Here is a 16,935-nt window from a genome sequence, read left to right as displayed (position 1 = left end):
TGCGGTCGAGCCGCGTGTCGGCGGGGAGCTGTAGTCTCTGCGGCTGTGACGACAGCGCCCGAGATCGCCCGTTCGACGTCGAACGGCACTCCGACCGACAGCACGACCATCCTGGCCAGCGTAGGCAGGCGGATCGCCGACGAATTGGGGGTGCGTGAGACGCAGGTCCGCGCCGCCGTCGAACTGCTCGACGGTGGTTCGACGGTCCCGTTCATCGCGCGCTACCGCAAGGAGGTCACCGGCGGCCTCGACGATGCCCAGTTGCGTCAGCTCGAAGAACGGCTCGGCTACCTGCGCGAGCTCGACGAGCGACGCGGCGCCATCATCGAATCCATCCGCGGCCAGGGCAAACTCGATCCGGCCCTGCACGAGCAGATCATGCTCGCCGAGACCAAGGCCCGTCTCGAAGACATCTACCTGCCCTATAAGCCCAAGCGCCGGACCAAGGCCCAGATCGCACGCGAGGCCGGGCACGAACCGGTGGCCGACGCGCTCATCACGGACCCGACCACCGACCCGGCGAACTACACCGCCGAGCAGCTCGACGGTGCCCGCGCGATCCTGGTCGAACGTTTCGCCGAAGACGCCGACCTGGTCGGTGAGCTGCGCGAAATGATGTGGAACCGGGGCCAGGTCACCTCGACGGTGCGTGCGGGCAAGGAAGAGGCCGGCGCCAAGTTCGCCGACTACTTCGAGTTCAGCGAACCGTTCCACAAGCTGCCCTCGCACCGGATCCTCGCGCTGCTGCGCGGGGAGAAGGAAGAGGTGCTCACCCTGCACCTCGAACCCGACACCGAAGAACCCGAACCCGGGACGCGCACCGTCTACGAGGGTCGCATCGCCAAGGCCTTCGGCATCGCCGACCAGGGCCGCCCCGCCGACACCTGGCTGCTCGACACCGTGCGCTGGGCCTGGCGGACAAAACTGCAGGTGAGCCTCGGTATCGACACCAGGATGCGGTTGCGTCAGGCCGCCGAGAAGGACGCCGTCGACGTCTTCGCCGCCAACCTGCGCGACCTGCTGCTCGCCGCGCCCGCGGGTACCCGCACCACGATGGGCCTGGACCCCGGTTACCGCACCGGCGTGAAGGTCGCCGTCGTCGACGCCACCGGGAAGGCCGTCGCGACCGAGGTCATCTACCCGCACAAGCCGCAGGGGCAGACCGAGAAGTCCCTCGCCGTGCTCGCCGCGCTGGTCGCCCGGTTCGACGTCGAGCTCATCGCCATCGGTAACGGCACCGCCTCCCGCGAAACCGATGCCCTTGCCACCGAACTGATCTCGCGCATCCCCGAGAACAAGCCGACCAAGATCGTGGTCTCGGAAGCGGGCGCGTCGGTGTACTCCGCCTCGGCCTACGCCTCGGCGGAACTGCCCGACATGGACGTGTCGCTGCGCGGTGCGGTGTCGATCGCGCGCCGCCTGCAGGACCCGCTGGCCGAGCTGGTGAAGATCGATCCCAAGTCGATCGGTGTCGGCCAGTACCAGCACGACGTGTCCGAAACACTGCTGGCGCGCTCGCTGGGCGCCGTCGTCGAAGACGCGGTGAACGCGGTCGGTGTCGACGTGAACACCGCCTCGGTGCCGCTGCTGGCCCGCGTCTCCGGTGTGTCCTCCTCGGTCGCGGAAAGCATTGTGGCCCACCGTGATCACAACGGCCCGTTCCGCAGCCGCACCGCGCTGCTCGAGGTGCCGCGGCTGGGGCCCAAGGCCTTCGAGCAGTGCGCGGGCTTCCTGCGCATCCGCGGGGGTGAGGACCCGCTCGACACCTCCGCGGTGCACCCCGAGGCCTACCCGGTGGTCCGCCGGATTCTCGAGCGAACCGGTAAGCCGATCGCCGAGGTCATCGGCAACACCTCGGTGCTGCGCTCGCTGAAGCCGGTCGAGTTCACCGACGAGAAGTTCGGTGTGCCCACCGTCAGCGACATCATCGCCGAACTCGAGAAGCCCGGCCGCGACCCGCGTCCGGAGTTCAAGACCGCCGAATTCGCCGCCGGGATCGAGAAAGTCGCCGATCTGAAGCCGGGCATGGTGCTCGAGGGCGTCGTCACCAATGTGGCCGCGTTCGGTGCGTTCGTCGATGTCGGTGTGCACCAGGACGGCCTCGTGCACGTCTCGGCGCTGTCGCACACCTTCGTCAAGGATCCGCGCGAAGTGGTCAAGTCCGGTGACGTGGTGAAGGTGAAGGTCCTCGAAGTCGATGTCGCGCGTCAGCGCATCGGGCTCACCCTTCGGCTCGATGACGAACCGGGCAAGCCCGCCACGGGGGACAATCGTGGGGGCGGTGCGCCGCGTGGCCAAGGTCGTCCCCAGGGTGGTCGTGGCCAGGGCGGTGGCCGCGCGCAGGGCCGGGGTCAGGCGCAACCGCGCGGCGGCAATCAGCGCAAGCCGGCTGCCGAACCCACCGGCTCGATGGCCGAGGCACTGCGCAGGGCCGGTTTCGGCAAGTAGGTCGACGACAGGGCGGGCGGCATGCGACGGTGGCTCGAAGACGATGTGATCGCGCACGGCCGCCTGCCCCTGCTCTGTTTCCTGCTGGGGTTCATCCTCGGCTTCGTGGTGATCCGGGTCAGCGTGCGCTTGATCCGCGCGCAGGTGAAGTGGTGGCCGGGCAATCTCAAGGCCGGTGACACCCACATCCACCACATGGTGTTCGGCGTCATCACGGTGCTGCTCTCGGGCATCGGCCTGATCGCCACCGCCGAGGACTCCACCCAGGTCACCTCGAGTGTGCTCGCCGCGTTCTTCGGCATCGGCGCGGCGCTGGTGCTCGACGAGTTCGCGCTGATCTTCTACCTGCGCGATGTGTACTGGGAGGAGCAGGGCCGGACCTCGGTGGACGCGGTGTTCGTCGCGTTGGCCGTGACGGGGCTGCTACTGCTCGGGGTGCAGCCGGCGACCTTCCTCGACTACGACGATTTCCGGGAGTCGGCCGGTGTGGGGGTGCGCGTCGGCATCGTCGTCACCGTGGCGATCAATCTCGTCCTGGCTGCCGTGGTGATCGCCAAGGGCAAGATCTGGACCGGGTTGTTCGGCATGTTCTTCACCCCATTGCTGCTGGTGGGTGCGATCCGGCTGAGCCGCCCGGGAGCGCCGTGGGCGCGGTGGCGCTACGGGCACCGGCCCAAGACGATGTCACGCGCGATCGCCCGGGAGCGGCGCTACCGTCGTCCGGTGATCCGGGCCAAGATCTTCATCCAGGATCTGATCGCCGGGAAGCCCGACGTCGAACACGCACGCACCGCCGCCGAGGTCGAGTTGCGGCGCAAGGTCGTCGCGGCCCCGCCCGCGCCGCCACCGCACCCGCACCTGCTGCCGCGTCGACGGGCCGAAGCCGGTCCCGGTAAGCCCGCCGACGAGTGACCGGCGCCGGCCGATTTCAGTCGTGACCACCCCGTCTGGCACAATGAACCGGTTGCCTTGGGCGAGTCATGTCCGGGAGCACCCCTGTACTGAGCACGAACCGGTCGAGCGCGAGCCGCCAGGTTCCTCTGTTCGCGCGAAGAATCCGAAAAGGTGGAAAATGAACACCCTTGATTTCGTCGACGAGAAGTCGCTGCGTAGCGATGTCCCCGACTTCCGTCCCGGTGACACCCTGAACGTGCACGTGAAGGTCATCGAAGGCTCGAAGGAGCGCATCCAGGTCTTCAAGGGCGTCGTGATCCGGCGTCAGGGCGGCGGCATCGGCGAGACCTTCACGGTCCGCAAGGTGTCCTTCGGTGTGGGTGTCGAGCGCACCTTCCCCGTGCACAGCCCCAACATCGACCACATCGATGTCGTGACCCGTGGTGACGTGCGTCGCGCCAAGCTGTACTACCTGCGCGACCTGCGCGGCAAGGCCGCCAAGATCAAGGAAAAGCGCTGATCTTCCGGTAGCTCTTTCCGGCACAGAATCTTTGACAGTAGCCCGGCACCCGACTCACGTCGGGGTGCCGGGCTACTCTGTTCGGCGTGGCAGACGAAAGTGGGTCGGTGTCGGTGTCCGATTCGGGTGACGAGGGCAAGCGGCGCAGGAAAAAGGCCGACGACAAGAAGCAACGGCCGTTCTGGCAGGAACTGCCGATACTGGTCGTGATCGCGGCGGTGATCGCCGCCCTGATGGTCACTTTCGTCGGGCGGCCCTACGTGATCCCGTCGCAGTCGATGGAGGACACCCTCCAGATCGGCGACCGCATCTACGTGCAGAAGATCAGCTACTACGGTTCCGAGCCGGGTCCGGGCGATGTGGTGGTGTTCGTGGGCCCCGAATCGTGGAACGGGCACTACAAGTCCATCCGCTCCGACAACGCGGCCATCCGCGGCGTGCAGAACTTCCTGTCCTACTTCGGCCTGGTTCCGCCCGACGAGAACGATCTCGTCAAGCGCGTGATCGCTGTCGGCGGGCAGACCGTGCAGTGCTGTGACCCGCAGGGCCGGGTGATGGTCGACGGGAAACCGCTCGACGAGCCCTACATCAAGAAGGACTATCCCTGGTTCACCGACCGTCCGAACGCCGTGTACCCGGCCGGGCGGATGTTCGGGCCGGTGAAGGTGCCCGAGGGGCATCTGTGGGTGATGGGTGACAATCGCAACGAGTCGGCCGATTCGCGCGCTCATGTGAGCGACGATCTGCAGGGCACCGTCCCGGTCGACAACGTGCGTGGCAAGACGGTGTTCAAGATCTGGCCGCCCGGCCGGATGGGCCCGGTGAGCTCACAGAATCCGCAGGACAACTAGACACGGGGACAATCGAACTGTGGGGCAGGATCGGACCAGCTGGCCGCCGCGGGTGGTGATGCGCCGGGCGGGTGGCCTACGCACGCTCGAGGCGGCACTCATCCGCGGCCGCCTCGGCCCGGTGGCCGGTGTCGACGAGGCCGGGCGCGGGCCCTGCGCGGGACCGCTGGTGGTCGCCGCGTGCCTGCTCGCGCCCAAGGCCTACGACAAACTGGCCGGGCTCGACGACTCCAAGAAACTCACCGAGGCGGCCCGCGAGGAACTGTTCCCGGTGGTCAAGCGTCTCGCGCTGGCCTGGAGTGTGGTGGTGGTTCCCGCTTGGGAGATCGACGCCATCGGCATCCACGTCGCCAATATCGAGGGGATGCGACGTGCTGTCGCCCATCTCGGCCGCACCCCCGGCTACATCCTGACCGACGGATTCAAGGTCCCCGGTCTGCCCGCGCCCTCGCTGCCCGTGATCGGTGGCGACGCGTCGGCGGCGTGCATCGCGGCGGCCAGCATCCTGGCCAAGGTCACCAGGGACCGCATGATGGTCGAGCTCGACGCCGAGCTGCCCGGCTACGGTTTCGCCGCGCACAAGGGCTACAACACCCCCGAGCACACCGCGGCCCTGCGCGCGCTCGGTCCGAGCACCGAACACCGCCGATCTTGGCGGAATGTGCGCGAACTCGAGGTGCCGGACGGTAGCCGGGTGGCTACCCGCGCGGCTCATGCGCGATGATGGGACCAATGAACGCGGCGCTGCTAGCAGGAGGATGTCCCACCCGATGAGTGCTGAGGACCTCGAGAAGTACGAAACCGAGATGGAACTGTCGTTGTACCGCGAGTACAAGGACATCGTCGGCCAGTTCTCGTACGTGGTGGAGACAGAACGGCGCTTCTACCTGGCCAATTCCGTCGAGCTGCGGCCACAGAACGCCGACGGCGAGGTCTACTTCGAAGTGCGGATGAGCGATGCCTGGGTGTGGGACATGTACCGTCCCGCCCGCTTCGTCAAGCACGTTCGGGTGATCACGTTCAAGGACGTCAATATCGAGGAGCTGGAGAAGCCCGACCTCCGTTTGCCCGAATAAGGGGAGTTGTCCCCAGGGGGTGAGTTGTCCACAGGGTTAGTGTTTCCGCAGGTCGTGCTCCCGGCGTAGTTCGGCGCCGGGAGCACGCTTGCACCCGTGACGGACAAACAGGCGCTCGGCGCATACGGGGAGAAGCTGGCCGCGCAATATCTGTGCGAGGCCGGGATGCAGATCGTCGCCCGCAACTGGCGATGCCGGTACGGGGAGCTGGACCTGATCGTCCAGGACCCGTCGGTGACGGCCTTCGTGGAAGTGAAGACACGGTCCGGCCTCGGCTTCGGCAGCCCGGCCGAGTCGGTCACCTTCGGTAAGCAACAGCGGATCAGGCGATTGGCGTTGCTGTGGCTGGCCGAGCAGGAGGGGCCGTGGCGGCGCATCCGGTTCGATGTGGTGTCGGTGCTCGTCCCGCGCGGCCGCAAACCGGTGATCGACCATCTGACGGGGGCGTTCTGATGGCTCTCGGACGTGCGCTGTCGGTCGCGGTGACCGGTGTCGACGGACAGCTGGTGGAGATCGAGGCCGATATAGGCCAAGGCCTACCCTCGGTGAATCTTGTCGGGCTGCCCGACACGGCCCTGCAGGAGTCACGCAACAGAGTGCGCTCCGCGGTGGCCAACACGGGGGAGAAATGGCCCGACGGGCGCGTGATTCTGGCGCTGTCTCCCGCGACGCTGCCCAAGGTCGGCTCGGTTTACGATCTGGCGCTCGCTGTGGCGGTGCTGGACGCCTCCGGAGCGGTGCCGGGCGACAGGCTCGTGAAAACCGTGCTGCTGGGCGAACTCGCCCTCGACGGGCGGGTACGCCGGGTTCGCGGCGTGCTGCCCGCGGTGATCGCGGCACGCAATGCGGGCTGCCCGGCCGTCGTGGTGCCCGCCGACGCGGTGGCCGAAGCCGGACTGGTCGAGGGCGTCGAGGTGCTCGGTGCGACGAGTCTGCGCGCTGTGGTCGCCTGGTTGCGCGGTGAAGGGACACTGCTGGAACCCGACGGTGTGGTGCCGAGCGTCCAGGTGCCGTGTGGGGATCTCAGCGATGTCGTCGGCCAGGACGAGGCGCGCTGGGCGCTGGAGGTGGCCGCGGCGGGTGGCCACCACCTGCTGCTCACCGGGCCACCGGGGATCGGGAAAACCATGCTGGCGCAACGTCTCCCGGGATTGCTGCCGCCGCTCTCGGAGGCCGAGTCGCTCGAGGTGACGGCAATTCATTCGATGGCGGGCTCGTTGACGGCCGAACAACCGTTGATGACGCTCGCGCCGTTCGTCGCGCCCCATCACTCGACTTCGGTGACCGCCATGATCGGCGGTGGCTCCGGCATGGCCCGGCCCGGTGCGGTCAGCCGGGCGCATCGGGGAGTGCTGTTTCTCGACGAATGCGCCGAGATCGGCACCAAAGTGCTGGAGGCACTGCGTACTCCGCTGGAAGAGGGCGAGGTGCGGATCGCCCGGCGTGACGGTGTGGCTCGCTATCCGGCGCGGTTCCAGCTGGTGCTCGCGGCGAATCCGTGTCCGTGTGCGCCCGCCCGTGATGTCGACTGCATCTGCGCGCCCCTCGCTCGTCGCCGATACCTCGGCAAGCTGTCGGGTCCGCTGCTCGATCGCATCGACATCTGGGTGCAGATGCGTGGTCAGGCGGGGGCCGCATTCGGTGACCAGCAGACCGAGACCAGTGCTGTCGTCGCGGCACGGGTTGCCGAAGCTCGGGCACGTGCCGCGCAGCGGTGGAGCGCGGACGGTTGGGCGACCAATGCCGAAGTGCCGGGGCACATTCTGCGTCAGCGGTTCCGGTTGCCCGCGGAGGCGATCGCGCCGATCGAGACCGCGCTGCGCTTGGGGCGGATGTCGGCGCGCGGTGCCGACCGGGCGGTGCGCGTGGCCTGGACGGTCTGCGACCTGCGCGGTGGGGAGCTGCCGAGCGTGCAGGATGTGCTGTCGTCGTTGAACTTCCGTCAGCGGGGTGGGCAGTGACGGGGCTGGGCGCGGTGGGCACCGTCGACCTCGACGTCGATGAACGCAGGCTGGCGTGGGTGTACCTGTCTCGGGTGGTGCAGGGTCCGTGTGCGCCTTTGTCGGCGCTGATCGCCTCGGTCGGGGTCTGCGAGGCGGCGCGGGCGGTGCGCGAGCACGAGTTGCCCGCCGCATTGCGCGGCCCCACCGCCGCGCGGCGTGAAATAGACTCCGCTGCCAGGGATCTCGAGGCTATACAGCGAATCGGTGGTCGGGTCATCACGCCTGATGACGACGAGTGGCCAGGCTGGCGAATGCTCGGCCTCGACCAGCTCGACACCGACCGTGATCGGGAAGCCGCCGTGCCGCTCGTGCTGTGGGCGCGCGGACCGCTGTCGCTGCGTACCGCATCGGAACGCGCTGTGGCAGTGGTCGGTTCACGATGCAGCAGCGGGTACGGGATGCAGGTGGCCAGTGAGATCGCCTGTGATCTGGCCGGGCGCGGCTGGACCATCGTGTCCGGTGCGGCCTTCGGTATCGACGCGGCCGCCCACCGGGCCGCACTCGCCGTCGGCGGGCCCACCGTCGCGGTTCTGGCCTGCGGCGTCGACCGCCCCTACCCCGCTCAGCACGACCGGCTGCTCGCCGCCATCGCCGACAGCGGTCTGGTCGTCAGCGAATACCCACCCGGCGTCGCGGCCCAGAAGCATCAGTTCCTGGCCCGCAACCGGCTCATCGCCACCTTGGGAGACGGCGTGCTCGTGGTGGAAGCCGGATTGCGCAGCGGTGCAAGGAATACAGTGAAATGGGCGCGCCGCCTCGGTCGCCCGGCCATGGCGGTTCCCGGCCCGGTCGGGTCGGCGTCATCGGTGGGATGCCATCGCATGATCCGCGAAGGCGAGGCGTTGCTGGTCACCGGCGCCGAAGACGTCGTCGAGGAAGCGGGCCCCCTGCGCCTTCCCGTCGGCGAAGGCAACCCCACCGACCCCGCCCACCACCTACGCGGCGCCGAAGCCGAGGTCTACGCCGCTCTTCCTGCCATCGGCTCCCGCCAACCCCGTGACCTGGCCGGCCAGTGCGGCCTCGACCTTGCTACCGTCCGTGCCGTCCTCCCCAGCCTGGAACTAGCCGACCTGGTCGGCTGCGATTCCGAGGGGTGGTTCCGCACCCGGCGCCCAGGGTAACCGGTTCGTCGAGCTTCGCCCGTGACGAACAGCACTACCCGCCGGCCCAGCCGAGCGACCCTGATTTGCGAGGAATAGGGCTGTACGTCCGGTAGCGGACAGCTGGGCGTTGGTGGTCTCGCCATTCGGGTATCCGGCGGACCGGGGCGGTGCGGCTGTTGAGCGGGAGGGCGCCAGTCCATGCCTGGATGGATGGGCGCTGGTGCCATTGCAGGGCATCGAGGGCGAGGGCGGTACTGCCGCCTCGTCGGCCAGGTGACCGCAGCGTCCTAGGCGCCGATCCCCCTATCGGGATAGCGGCGGTGCCTGGTGGACGTGTGGGCGCGGGCGGAATGTGAAAGCGCGAGAGCGACGTGTCTGAGGAGGCGGTGCTTGTCGGCGGTGTGATCGCTCGGGTCACCGCCGCTGCCACTCGTCGACTCAGCGGTGTAGGTGGTGCGTGAGGGTGTGCGGCGTGGTGGGTTGCGTGAAGGAGGGGGAGGGGCGACGGTTGGGGGATGGACGCTTTGCCCGAGGATTTGACTGCATTGCTCGGGGAGTTCGGGCGGCATCTGCGGCTGGGTCGGAATCGGTCGGCGCATACGGTGCGGGCTTATGTGGGGGATGTGCGGTCTCTGCTCGAGCATCTGTACGCGCGGTCGGCGGATGCGGCTTTGCGGGAACTCGATCTGGGAGTGTTGCGGTCGTGGCTGGCCGAGCTGGCGGCGGGTGGGGCCGCGCGGACGACACTGTCGCGAAGAGCCTCGGCGGCACGGACTTTCACCGCGTGGCTCACCGAGACGGGGCGGCTGGATATCGATCCGGGGCTGCGGTTGCAGGCCCCCAAGGCACACCGTGTGCTGCCTGCGGTGCTCGGTCGTGAGCAGGCCGCACAGGCAATGGGCGCGGCGGAATCCGGTGCGGCACAGCACGACCCGATGGCCTTGCGTGACCGGTTGATCGTGGAACTGCTGTATGCCACTGGCATCCGGGTGAGCGAACTGTGCGGTCTCGACCTCGACGACATCGACCGTGAACGCCAACTCGTCCGGGTACTCGGCAAAGGCAACAAGGAGCGCTCGGTGCCCTTCGGTGCCCCGGCCGAGGCAGCCCTCGTCGCCTGGCTGCGTGCCGGCCGCCCCGCCCTGGCCAACGAGCGTTCCGGTCGCGCACTGTTCCTAGGCCAGCGTGGCCGCCGCCTCGACCAACGCCAGGCGCGGACCGTCGTCCACGAGGTCGTCGCAGCCATCCCCGGTGCACCCGACATGGGCCCCCACGGCCTGCGCCACACCGCCGCCACCCACCTCCTCGAAGGCGGCGCCGACCTGCGCGTGGTCCAGGAGCTCCTCGGCCACGCCAGCATGGCGACCACCCAGCTCTACACCCACGTCTCCGTCGAACGCCTCAAACGAGTCCACGACCAAGCCCATCCCCGCGCATGATCGCTACGGCGGCGCCGCATCCGCGCGATGCCACGCCGACGCGACAACCGTGGTGAACGACCTATTCGAGCCGATGCTTGGCCTGTCGGTTGCCGACTCTCAGCCGGATCGCCGTTGCCGCGAGCAGGTTGCGCATTGTGTGAGGACGATGAGCTCGTCGTCGGCGATCCAGCGCCGTTGCCGGGCACCGAAAGGAAGCACGTCGGTGAGCTAGACACCATCGATGGCGCACTGCACGGACTCGAGGACGTAAAGCTTGTCAGGCCACACTGATCGGCTTCGGGGGAGACCGAACTCGACCGATTGCACCGCGCAACCCGGGCACGCCACACCTCGACCCGATTGGTCAGCTCGTCGAATACGAGAGGCTGTCGAGGAGACAACGTGGATCGTTGGCGAGTTGTGGGTCGACGCGTCGGTTGTACGAGGTTGATCGGGGATGGGCTGTCGGGGGCGCATGATGGGTGGCGGAGGTGATGGGATGACATTGCCCGAGGTCGGGGCCGAATCCGAGGACGGGGAGGGTGAGGTCGACTATCGGTTCACGCTCGCCAACGAGCGGACATTTCTGGCGTGGATCAGGACCGCACTCGGCCTGCTCGCCGGCGGCGTCGCGGTGCACACCCTGGTTCAGCCACCGCGATTGGCGGGGTTCGCCGGTGTGATCACGCTGGCCTGCCTGGTGATGTCCCTGGCCGTCGCGGTGGGCGCGTATGGGCACTGGCGTCGGGTGAATCGGGCGATGCTGGCCGGTGGGCCGTTGCCGGGCACGGTGCTGGTGCCGGTGTTGTCGGTCGGCGTCGCGGTGATCGCCGTACTCGTCTGTGTGGCGGTCGTACTGTCGTGACCGCGCCGACCCTTGCCATGGAACGCACCGCGCTCGCGTGGCGGCGCACCGCCCTCGGCGCTGCTGTCTGTGCGCTGCTCTTCGCGCACGAGGCGACCACCGAGGACGGCATGTGGATCGTTCTTCCCTGCGCCGCCGCCACCGCGGCCGTACTGCTCTCCGGTCTGGGCTGGTATCGCGGTCGGTCGCTCGGTCGGGGCCGCTCGGCGGGCGGACACCGGCTGGTGTCGATCACCACCCTCGTGGTCACGCTGGTGATCCTCATCGCCGTAGCCGAGGTCCTGCTCGGCAGCCGATACCCATCATGACGCCGATCGAACAACCGCCCAGTCGGCCACCGGAACTCGATCGACGGGCACCGAGCAGGCAATTAGAGTCGACGCTCATGACCGCAGGATCACCGGACCAGCCCCTCACCGCGTTGCGGGATCGCCTGCGCACCGCACTGAAGCCCGCGATGAAAGCCAGGGATCGCAGCGCGATCTCGGCGCTGCGATCAGCCCTGGCCGCGATCGACAACGCCGAGGCGGTCGACGTCGGCGACGCGAAAGCCGGTGCGCTGGAAGACAGTGCCGTCGGCCTCGGCGCCGCCGAAGCCCGCCGCCGGGAACTCACCGAGGACGACATCGTCGAGATCGTCCGCCACGAGATCAACGAAAGGCGCATCACCGCAGGGGAGTACGACCGCCTCGGTGCGGTGGACCAGCGCGACCAGGTGACCGCGGAGGCCGACGTGCTGAGCGCCTTCCTCTGACGACCTGCCCGCTCGGGTCAGCTTCCGGTATTGCTCGGCAATGTCCGAAGGTAGCGGTGGGCGAACCAGTGTTGCAGCAGTCGCGCGACCGGTCCACCCAGGCGGGTGTACCACGCGGCGGGTGTCGAAAACGCGGTGACCAGCCCGTACACCGTGTCGTCGGCCGGGTCGTATTCGACCGCGAACAACTCCTCGCCCCGTTCGGGATGCCCCGGCAACGTGCCGTAGGCGAACCCGCGGCGGTTCGGTTCGTCGAGCACATAAACCACCCGGCACGGCGCGTTGATGCCGAGCGGTCCGGCGCCGAGACGAACCGTCAATTCGGTCCCCTCCCCGGCTGTTTCGGAATCGGCCCGCTGGAAGATGCCGACTCCCTTCTGCATCCCGAAGGCGAGGATGTGAGCCCCCGCTCGATCGAAAAGCTCGCGACCGCGCCCTATCGGTCGCCGGAGCCGGAACCGGTGGTAACCGGCAGGCAGCGTGGTCGCGCGGGTCGCGCCGACATCGGGATAGGTGAAGGGCGTTGATTCTGCGGGCACAGTACCGATTGTGGCCGGTATTCTCTGCGGCTTCGTGCCGGGTCGTCGAGGTCACAGCGCCGGGTTCAACGGCTCGAGGCGTACCGGGACTTCGTGCAGCAGACCCAAGGGGTCGATGTATTCGCGTCGGTTGTGGATGCTGGATTCGCGGCGGACACCCCAGTGCAGGCAGGCCGGTACCGGGCAGCCCTCATGTCCGGCGACCAGGGTGCCGATCGGGGTGCCGCGACCTATCCGGGCTCCCACTTCCACCTGCGCCTGCACGGGTTCGTATGTGGTGCGCAGGCCGCCCTCGTGGTCGATCGACACCACAGGTTTCCCGGCGACCGTGCCCGCGAAGACGACGATTCCCTCGCCCGCCGCGAGAACCGATTGACCTTCGACGCCTGCCAGGTCGACCCCGCGATGGCCCGGCAACCAATCGCGCTCCGGTTTGTCGAACCGCCGTTCCACCGTCGGTCGTGGACGCAGCGGCCAGCCGAACGGTCCGGATTCCACCGCCCCGACCGGCGCCACCCCACCCGCGATCACCGTCAGCACGAGGACGGCACCCGAAATCCAGGCGTACGGACGAACCCGGCTCGCCATCGTCGATCGCCTCAGCGATGGGGCCGCGGCGCAGGCACGCGCTGAGGCACCAGCACGCGCATGAGTTCGCGCAACGCGGCAGGCAGGTCGGCCGCCGAACCGCTCCCGCCGCGCACCCGAATCTCGAGCTCCGGCCCGGAACCGCGATCCTTCTCCGGCCGGGCCCGCTGCTGGGCAGGCGCCGCCGATCCGAGATCGTGCACGCTCACCCGAACCGGAACCGGCGCCGGAACCAGCGACCCCTTCGGCATCTCCCCGGGCCGCAGAATCGGAGCCTTGCCACAGGGACCGGGCCGCCGCACCGGCACCCGCTCGCCGTCGTCGCCCGGACCTTCGCCACCGCCACACCCCGCCGGAATCCCGGAACCAACTTCTCCGTCAGTGCCCGCCGCGGCACACGGGCTGCCGGCGGCGTCGACCCCGGAAGGCCGTGGCGCGATCGGCCCCGGCACCACGATCACAACGACCGGCCCAGGCGCGGCTCTCTCACCAGGCGGTGGTGGCGCAGCCGGCACCGAGCCCGGTGCCGCCGCCCGAGACGGTGGGGAGACGACCTCCCCGTCACCCGGTGGCTGCGCGAGGAGCGCACACCCCGGAGCGGGATGACCGGCCGCCGGCGCCGCTACACCCACGGCGCAGAAGAGGGGAAAGGTGGTGATCAGGACACGCGTCAATGTGTTCATGGCACAACTGTCGGCCCCGCAATCCCCGAGCGGGACAACGATTTCCCGATTGGGGACAACTTCGGCACATGTGGATATCGCGCACTTCACCACGAAAATCCCCGGTCGGCGAGCGGGGGCGATTTCGGCCCTGGCCCGTCGCCGCGTAGACTGAACGAGCGGTTTGTGCTCAGCAGCAACACGTGTGCTCGGTACGGACCGACTTCGCGCGCCACCCGTGCTCGTCCATCCGGTCGTCGCTCGCAACGCAGACGGTCCGCGAGGGCATGTCAGCGCGAGTTCTCCAGCGGATGAACAGTGAAATCGCCGGCTGGTCCCGATCACGTCGATCGGGTCCGGTGGTTTCGGTGGCGCCAGGGCAGTCGATCGCCGATCGGCTGCGTCAACCGGCAACGAAAGAGGGTACGGGAGCTATGGCTGTCGTAACTATGAAGCAGCTGCTCGACAGCGGCGCGCACTTCGGGCACCAGACTCGTCGGTGGAACCCGAAGATGAAGCGGTTCATCTTCACCGACCGCAACGGCATCTACATCATCGACCTGCAGCAGACGCTGACCTACATCGACAAGGCCTACGAGTTCGTCAAGGAGACCGTCGCCCACGGTGGCACCGTTCTCTTCGTCGGCACCAAGAAGCAGGCCCAGGAGTCGATCGCGGCCGAGGCGACTCGCGTCGGTATGCCGTATGTCAACCAGCGCTGGCTGGGTGGCATGCTCACCAACTTCTCGACCGTCCACAAGCGCCTGCAGCGCCTGAAGGAGCTCGAGGCCATGGAGCAGACCGGTGGCTTCGAGGGTCGCACCAAGAAGGAAATCCTCATGCTCACGCGTGAGATGACCAAGCTGGATCGCACCCTCGGTGGTATCCGCGACATGGCCAAGGTGCCCTCGGCCATCTGGGTCGTCGACACCAACAAGGAGCACATCGCCGTCGGTGAGGCTCGCAAGCTGAACATCCCGGTCATCGCGATCCTGGACACCAACTGCGATCCTGACCTGGTCGACTACCCGATCCCGGGTAACGACGACGCGATCCGTTCCGCCGCTCTGCTCACCAAGGTCGTCGCCTCCGCGGTGGCCGAGGGCGTGCAGGCCCGCGCGGGCCGTGCTTCCGGCGATTCGAAGCCCGAAGCCGGCGCAGGCGAGCCCCTCGCCGAATGGGAGCAGGAGCTGCTGGCTCAGGCGACCCCGGCCGCTGAAGCCCCCGCCGCCGAGGCCCCGGCCGCCGAGACCCCGGCCGAAGCCGCTGCCGAGGTGAAGGCCGACCCGGCCCAGCACACCCCGGCCGACTTCTGAGCTGATCTCCTAGCTCTACGTTCACCTTGCCGGCCCTTCTGAGTTCAGAAGCGGTCGGCAAGGTGGTGTTAACACCCAAGCACCCCACACACGAGGAGGCTCGCCCCCGATGGCGAACTACACCGCTGCTGATGTGAAGCGGCTCCGGGAGCTCACCGGCTCCGGCATGATGGACTGCAAGAACGCGCTGGCCGAGTCCGACGGCGACTTCGACAAGGCCGTCGAGGTGCTGCGCATCAAGGGCGCCAAGGATGTCGGCAAGCGTGCCGAGCGCGCCACCGCCGAGGGTCTGGTCATCGCCAAGGACGGCGTCATGATCGAGATCAACTCCGAGACCGACTTCGTCGCCAAGAACGCCGAGTTCCAGGAGCTGGCCGACGCGATCGTCACCGCGGCCGCCGCTGCCAAGCCGGCCGATCTGGACGCCCTCAAGGCGCTGAAGCTGGACAACAGCACCGTCGACGAGGCCGTGCAGGCGCTGGCCGCCAAGATCGGCGAGAAGCTGGAACTGCGCCGCGTCGTGTCCTTCGACGGCCCGGTCGCCACCTACCTGCACAAGCGTGCCTCGGACCTGCCGCCCGCCGTCGGCGTGCTGGTCGAGTACGAGGGTGAAGGCGACGCCGCCGCCGAGGCCGCTCGCGCCGCGGGCATGCAGGTCGCCGCGCTCAAGGCCAAGTACCTGACCCGCGACGAGGTGCCCGCCGAGACCGTCGAGAACGAGCGCCGCATCGCCGAGCAGACCGCGCGCGAAGAGGGCAAGCCCGACGCCGCACTGCCCAAGATCGTCGAAGGCCGGGTCAACGGCTTCTTCAAGGATGTCGTCCTGCTCGAGCAGGCCGCCGTCACCGACTCCAAGAAGACTGTCAAGGCCCTTCTGGAGGACGCGGGCGTGACCGTGAAGCGTTTCGCGCGCTTCGAGGTCGGCCAGGCCTGATCAGGCCATCAGACGCCCCCGATGCGCTCAGCATCGGGGGCGTTTTGCCGTGCGCCGCCGACGCGCGGACCGACCCGGCGCGGGCCGCGCGCGAGGGGGTCTTGTGTGGTGGCGGTAACCGGATAAGGCAGGATGGATGCCGCTCTGCCTTGCTGTGCGGCCTGCTCCGCGCGCCCGCAGTTCGAACCGATCTCACCTCGCCGAAGGAGACGAACACCCATGACCGACCCGGGTAACGACCGCCCTGGATATCGCCGGGTGCTGCTGAAGCTGGGTGGGGAGATGTTCGGTGGCGGTGGTGTCGGGCTCGATCCCGATGTCGTGCAGACCGTGGCCGAACAGATCGCCGAAATCGTCGAGACCGGCGTCCAGGTGGCCGTGGTGATCGGTGGCGGCAACTTCTTCCGGGGCGCCGAGCTCGAGGAGCGCGGCATGGAACGCGCCCGCTCCGACTACATGGGCATGCTCGGCACCGTGATGAACAGCCTTGCGCTACAAGACTTCCTGCAGCAGCAGGGGGTGGATACGCGCGTGCAGACCGCCATCACGATGGGCCAGGTCGCCGAGCCGTACCTCCCGCTGCGCGCCAAGCGACACCTGGAGAAGGGGCGCGTGGTGATCTTCGGCGCGGGCATGGGCATGCCCTACTTCTCCACCGACACGACCGCGGCCCAGCGTGCGCTCGAGATCGGCGCCGACGTGGTGCTGATGGCCAAGGCCGTCGACGGTGTGTTCGACGCCGACCCACGGGTCGACGACAACGCCAGCATGTTCACCGAGATCACCCACAAGGAAGTGATCGAGAAGGGTCTGAAGGTGGCCGATGCCACCGCTTTCAGCCTTTGCATGGACAACCAGATGCCGATGCTGGTGTTCAATCTGTTGATCAAGGGCAATATTGCTCGTGCGGTCGCCGGTGAACCCATCGGCACCTTGGTTCGGTCCTGACCCCGCACTCGCG

Annotated in this window: 19 protein-coding genes; 16 read left to right on the top strand and 3 right to left on the bottom strand. The window is 68.2% G+C overall.

What is annotated here, in order from left to right:
* The first annotated feature begins 45 nt into the window (after positions 1–45).
* From AB0I35_RS07335 to AB0I35_RS07275, 13 genes are all read left to right on the top strand, one after another.
* Positions 46–2,448 carry a Tex family protein gene (locus AB0I35_RS07335; RefSeq protein ID WP_357394907.1) on the top strand — a complete coding sequence of 801 codons (2,403 nt, stop codon included), beginning with the start codon at positions 46–48 and terminating at the stop codon, positions 2,446–2,448.
* Positions 2,449–2,469: 21 nt separating this feature from the next.
* Complete coding sequence (locus AB0I35_RS07330) at positions 2,470–3,360, top strand: hypothetical protein (protein ID WP_357394906.1); 891 nt, start codon at positions 2,470–2,472, stop codon at positions 3,358–3,360.
* 160 nt (positions 3,361–3,520) lie between these two features.
* Positions 3,521–3,862 carry a 50S ribosomal protein L19 gene (gene rplS, locus AB0I35_RS07325; protein ID WP_019048201.1) on the top strand — a complete coding sequence of 114 codons (342 nt, stop codon included), beginning with the start codon at positions 3,521–3,523 and terminating at the stop codon, positions 3,860–3,862.
* Positions 3,863–3,969: 107 nt separating this feature from the next.
* Entirely contained in the window at positions 3,970–4,713 is a 744-nt protein-coding gene (lepB, locus tag AB0I35_RS07320; protein WP_067496225.1) for a signal peptidase I, read from the top strand.
* 19 nt (positions 4,714–4,732) lie between these two features.
* Complete coding sequence (locus tag AB0I35_RS07315; protein ID WP_357394905.1) at positions 4,733–5,437, top strand: ribonuclease HII; 705 nt, start codon at positions 4,733–4,735, stop codon at positions 5,435–5,437.
* Between the two features lie 46 nt (positions 5,438–5,483).
* Positions 5,484–5,789 carry a DUF2469 domain-containing protein gene (locus AB0I35_RS07310; RefSeq protein ID WP_011210678.1) on the top strand — a complete coding sequence of 102 codons (306 nt, stop codon included), beginning with the start codon at positions 5,484–5,486 and terminating at the stop codon, positions 5,787–5,789.
* A 96-nt stretch (positions 5,790–5,885) separates the two neighbouring features.
* Positions 5,886–6,242, top strand: coding sequence for a YraN family protein (locus tag AB0I35_RS07305; protein WP_357394903.1), 357 nt, complete (start codon positions 5,886–5,888; stop codon positions 6,240–6,242).
* Positions 6,242–7,750 carry a YifB family Mg chelatase-like AAA ATPase gene (locus AB0I35_RS07300; protein WP_357394902.1) on the top strand — a complete coding sequence of 503 codons (1,509 nt, stop codon included), beginning with the start codon at positions 6,242–6,244 and terminating at the stop codon, positions 7,748–7,750. Before AB0I35_RS07305 ends, AB0I35_RS07300 begins: the two co-directional genes overlap by 1 nt.
* Positions 7,747–8,913, top strand: coding sequence for a DNA-processing protein DprA (dprA, locus tag AB0I35_RS07295; protein WP_357394901.1), 1,167 nt, complete (start codon positions 7,747–7,749; stop codon positions 8,911–8,913). The genes AB0I35_RS07300 and dprA overlap by 4 nt, the downstream gene beginning before the upstream one ends.
* Before the next feature lie 497 nt (positions 8,914–9,410).
* A complete protein-coding gene (locus AB0I35_RS07290) occupies positions 9,411–10,334 on the top strand; it encodes a tyrosine recombinase XerC (RefSeq protein WP_357394900.1) in 924 nt (307 codons plus the stop codon).
* A 481-nt stretch (positions 10,335–10,815) separates the two neighbouring features.
* Positions 10,816–11,181 (top strand): DUF202 domain-containing protein, encoded by a 366-nt coding sequence (locus AB0I35_RS07285; protein ID WP_357394897.1) that lies wholly within the window; start codon positions 10,816–10,818, stop codon positions 11,179–11,181.
* Positions 11,178–11,489, top strand: a complete 312-nt coding sequence (locus tag AB0I35_RS07280) for a DUF202 domain-containing protein (protein WP_357394896.1) — start codon at positions 11,178–11,180, stop codon at positions 11,487–11,489. The genes AB0I35_RS07285 and AB0I35_RS07280 overlap by 4 nt, the downstream gene beginning before the upstream one ends.
* A 77-nt stretch (positions 11,490–11,566) precedes the next feature.
* Complete coding sequence (locus AB0I35_RS07275) at positions 11,567–11,935, top strand: GatB/YqeY domain-containing protein (protein WP_067636533.1); 369 nt, start codon at positions 11,567–11,569, stop codon at positions 11,933–11,935.
* A gap of 17 nt (positions 11,936–11,952) precedes the next feature.
* Here the strand turns inward: AB0I35_RS07275 and AB0I35_RS07270 are convergent, their stop codons facing one another.
* From AB0I35_RS07270 to AB0I35_RS07260, 3 genes are read right to left on the bottom strand one after another with little or no spacing between them, the layout of a single operon-like run.
* A complete protein-coding gene (locus AB0I35_RS07270; RefSeq protein WP_357394894.1) occupies positions 11,953–12,474 on the bottom strand; it encodes a DUF1990 domain-containing protein in 522 nt (173 codons plus the stop codon).
* 51 nt (positions 12,475–12,525) lie between these two features.
* Positions 12,526–13,062 (bottom strand): M23 family metallopeptidase, encoded by a 537-nt coding sequence (locus AB0I35_RS07265; RefSeq protein WP_357394893.1) that lies wholly within the window; start codon positions 13,060–13,062, stop codon positions 12,526–12,528.
* Between the two features lie 11 nt (positions 13,063–13,073).
* Positions 13,074–13,313, bottom strand: coding sequence for a hypothetical protein (locus AB0I35_RS07260; protein ID WP_357394891.1), 240 nt, complete (start codon positions 13,311–13,313; stop codon positions 13,074–13,076).
* 845 nt (positions 13,314–14,158) lie between these two features.
* Between AB0I35_RS07260 and rpsB the strand changes: the two genes are divergently transcribed.
* The 3 genes from rpsB to pyrH all read left to right on the top strand — a co-directional run bounded on the left by rpsB (position 14,159) and on the right by pyrH (position 16,922).
* Entirely contained in the window at positions 14,159–15,040 is an 882-nt protein-coding gene (gene rpsB / locus AB0I35_RS07255) for a 30S ribosomal protein S2 (protein WP_067496258.1), read from the top strand.
* A 109-nt stretch (positions 15,041–15,149) separates the two neighbouring features.
* Positions 15,150–15,974: a translation elongation factor Ts gene (gene tsf / locus AB0I35_RS07250; protein ID WP_067496261.1), complete on the top strand. Its 825-nt coding sequence runs from the start codon at positions 15,150–15,152 to the stop codon at positions 15,972–15,974.
* 219 nt (positions 15,975–16,193) lie between these two features.
* Positions 16,194–16,922 (top strand): UMP kinase, encoded by a 729-nt coding sequence (pyrH, locus tag AB0I35_RS07245; protein ID WP_067636525.1) that lies wholly within the window; start codon positions 16,194–16,196, stop codon positions 16,920–16,922.
* Positions 16,923–16,935: the final 13 nt, after the last annotated feature.

Origin of the sequence: Nocardia sp. NPDC050378, from assembly GCF_040655675.1 — a bacterium.
Lineage (GTDB): Bacteria > Actinomycetota > Actinomycetes > Mycobacteriales > Mycobacteriaceae > Nocardia > Nocardia coubleae.
The sequence above is the reverse complement of the archived record's forward strand: the minus strand, read 5'-3'. Positions and strand labels throughout refer to the sequence as shown.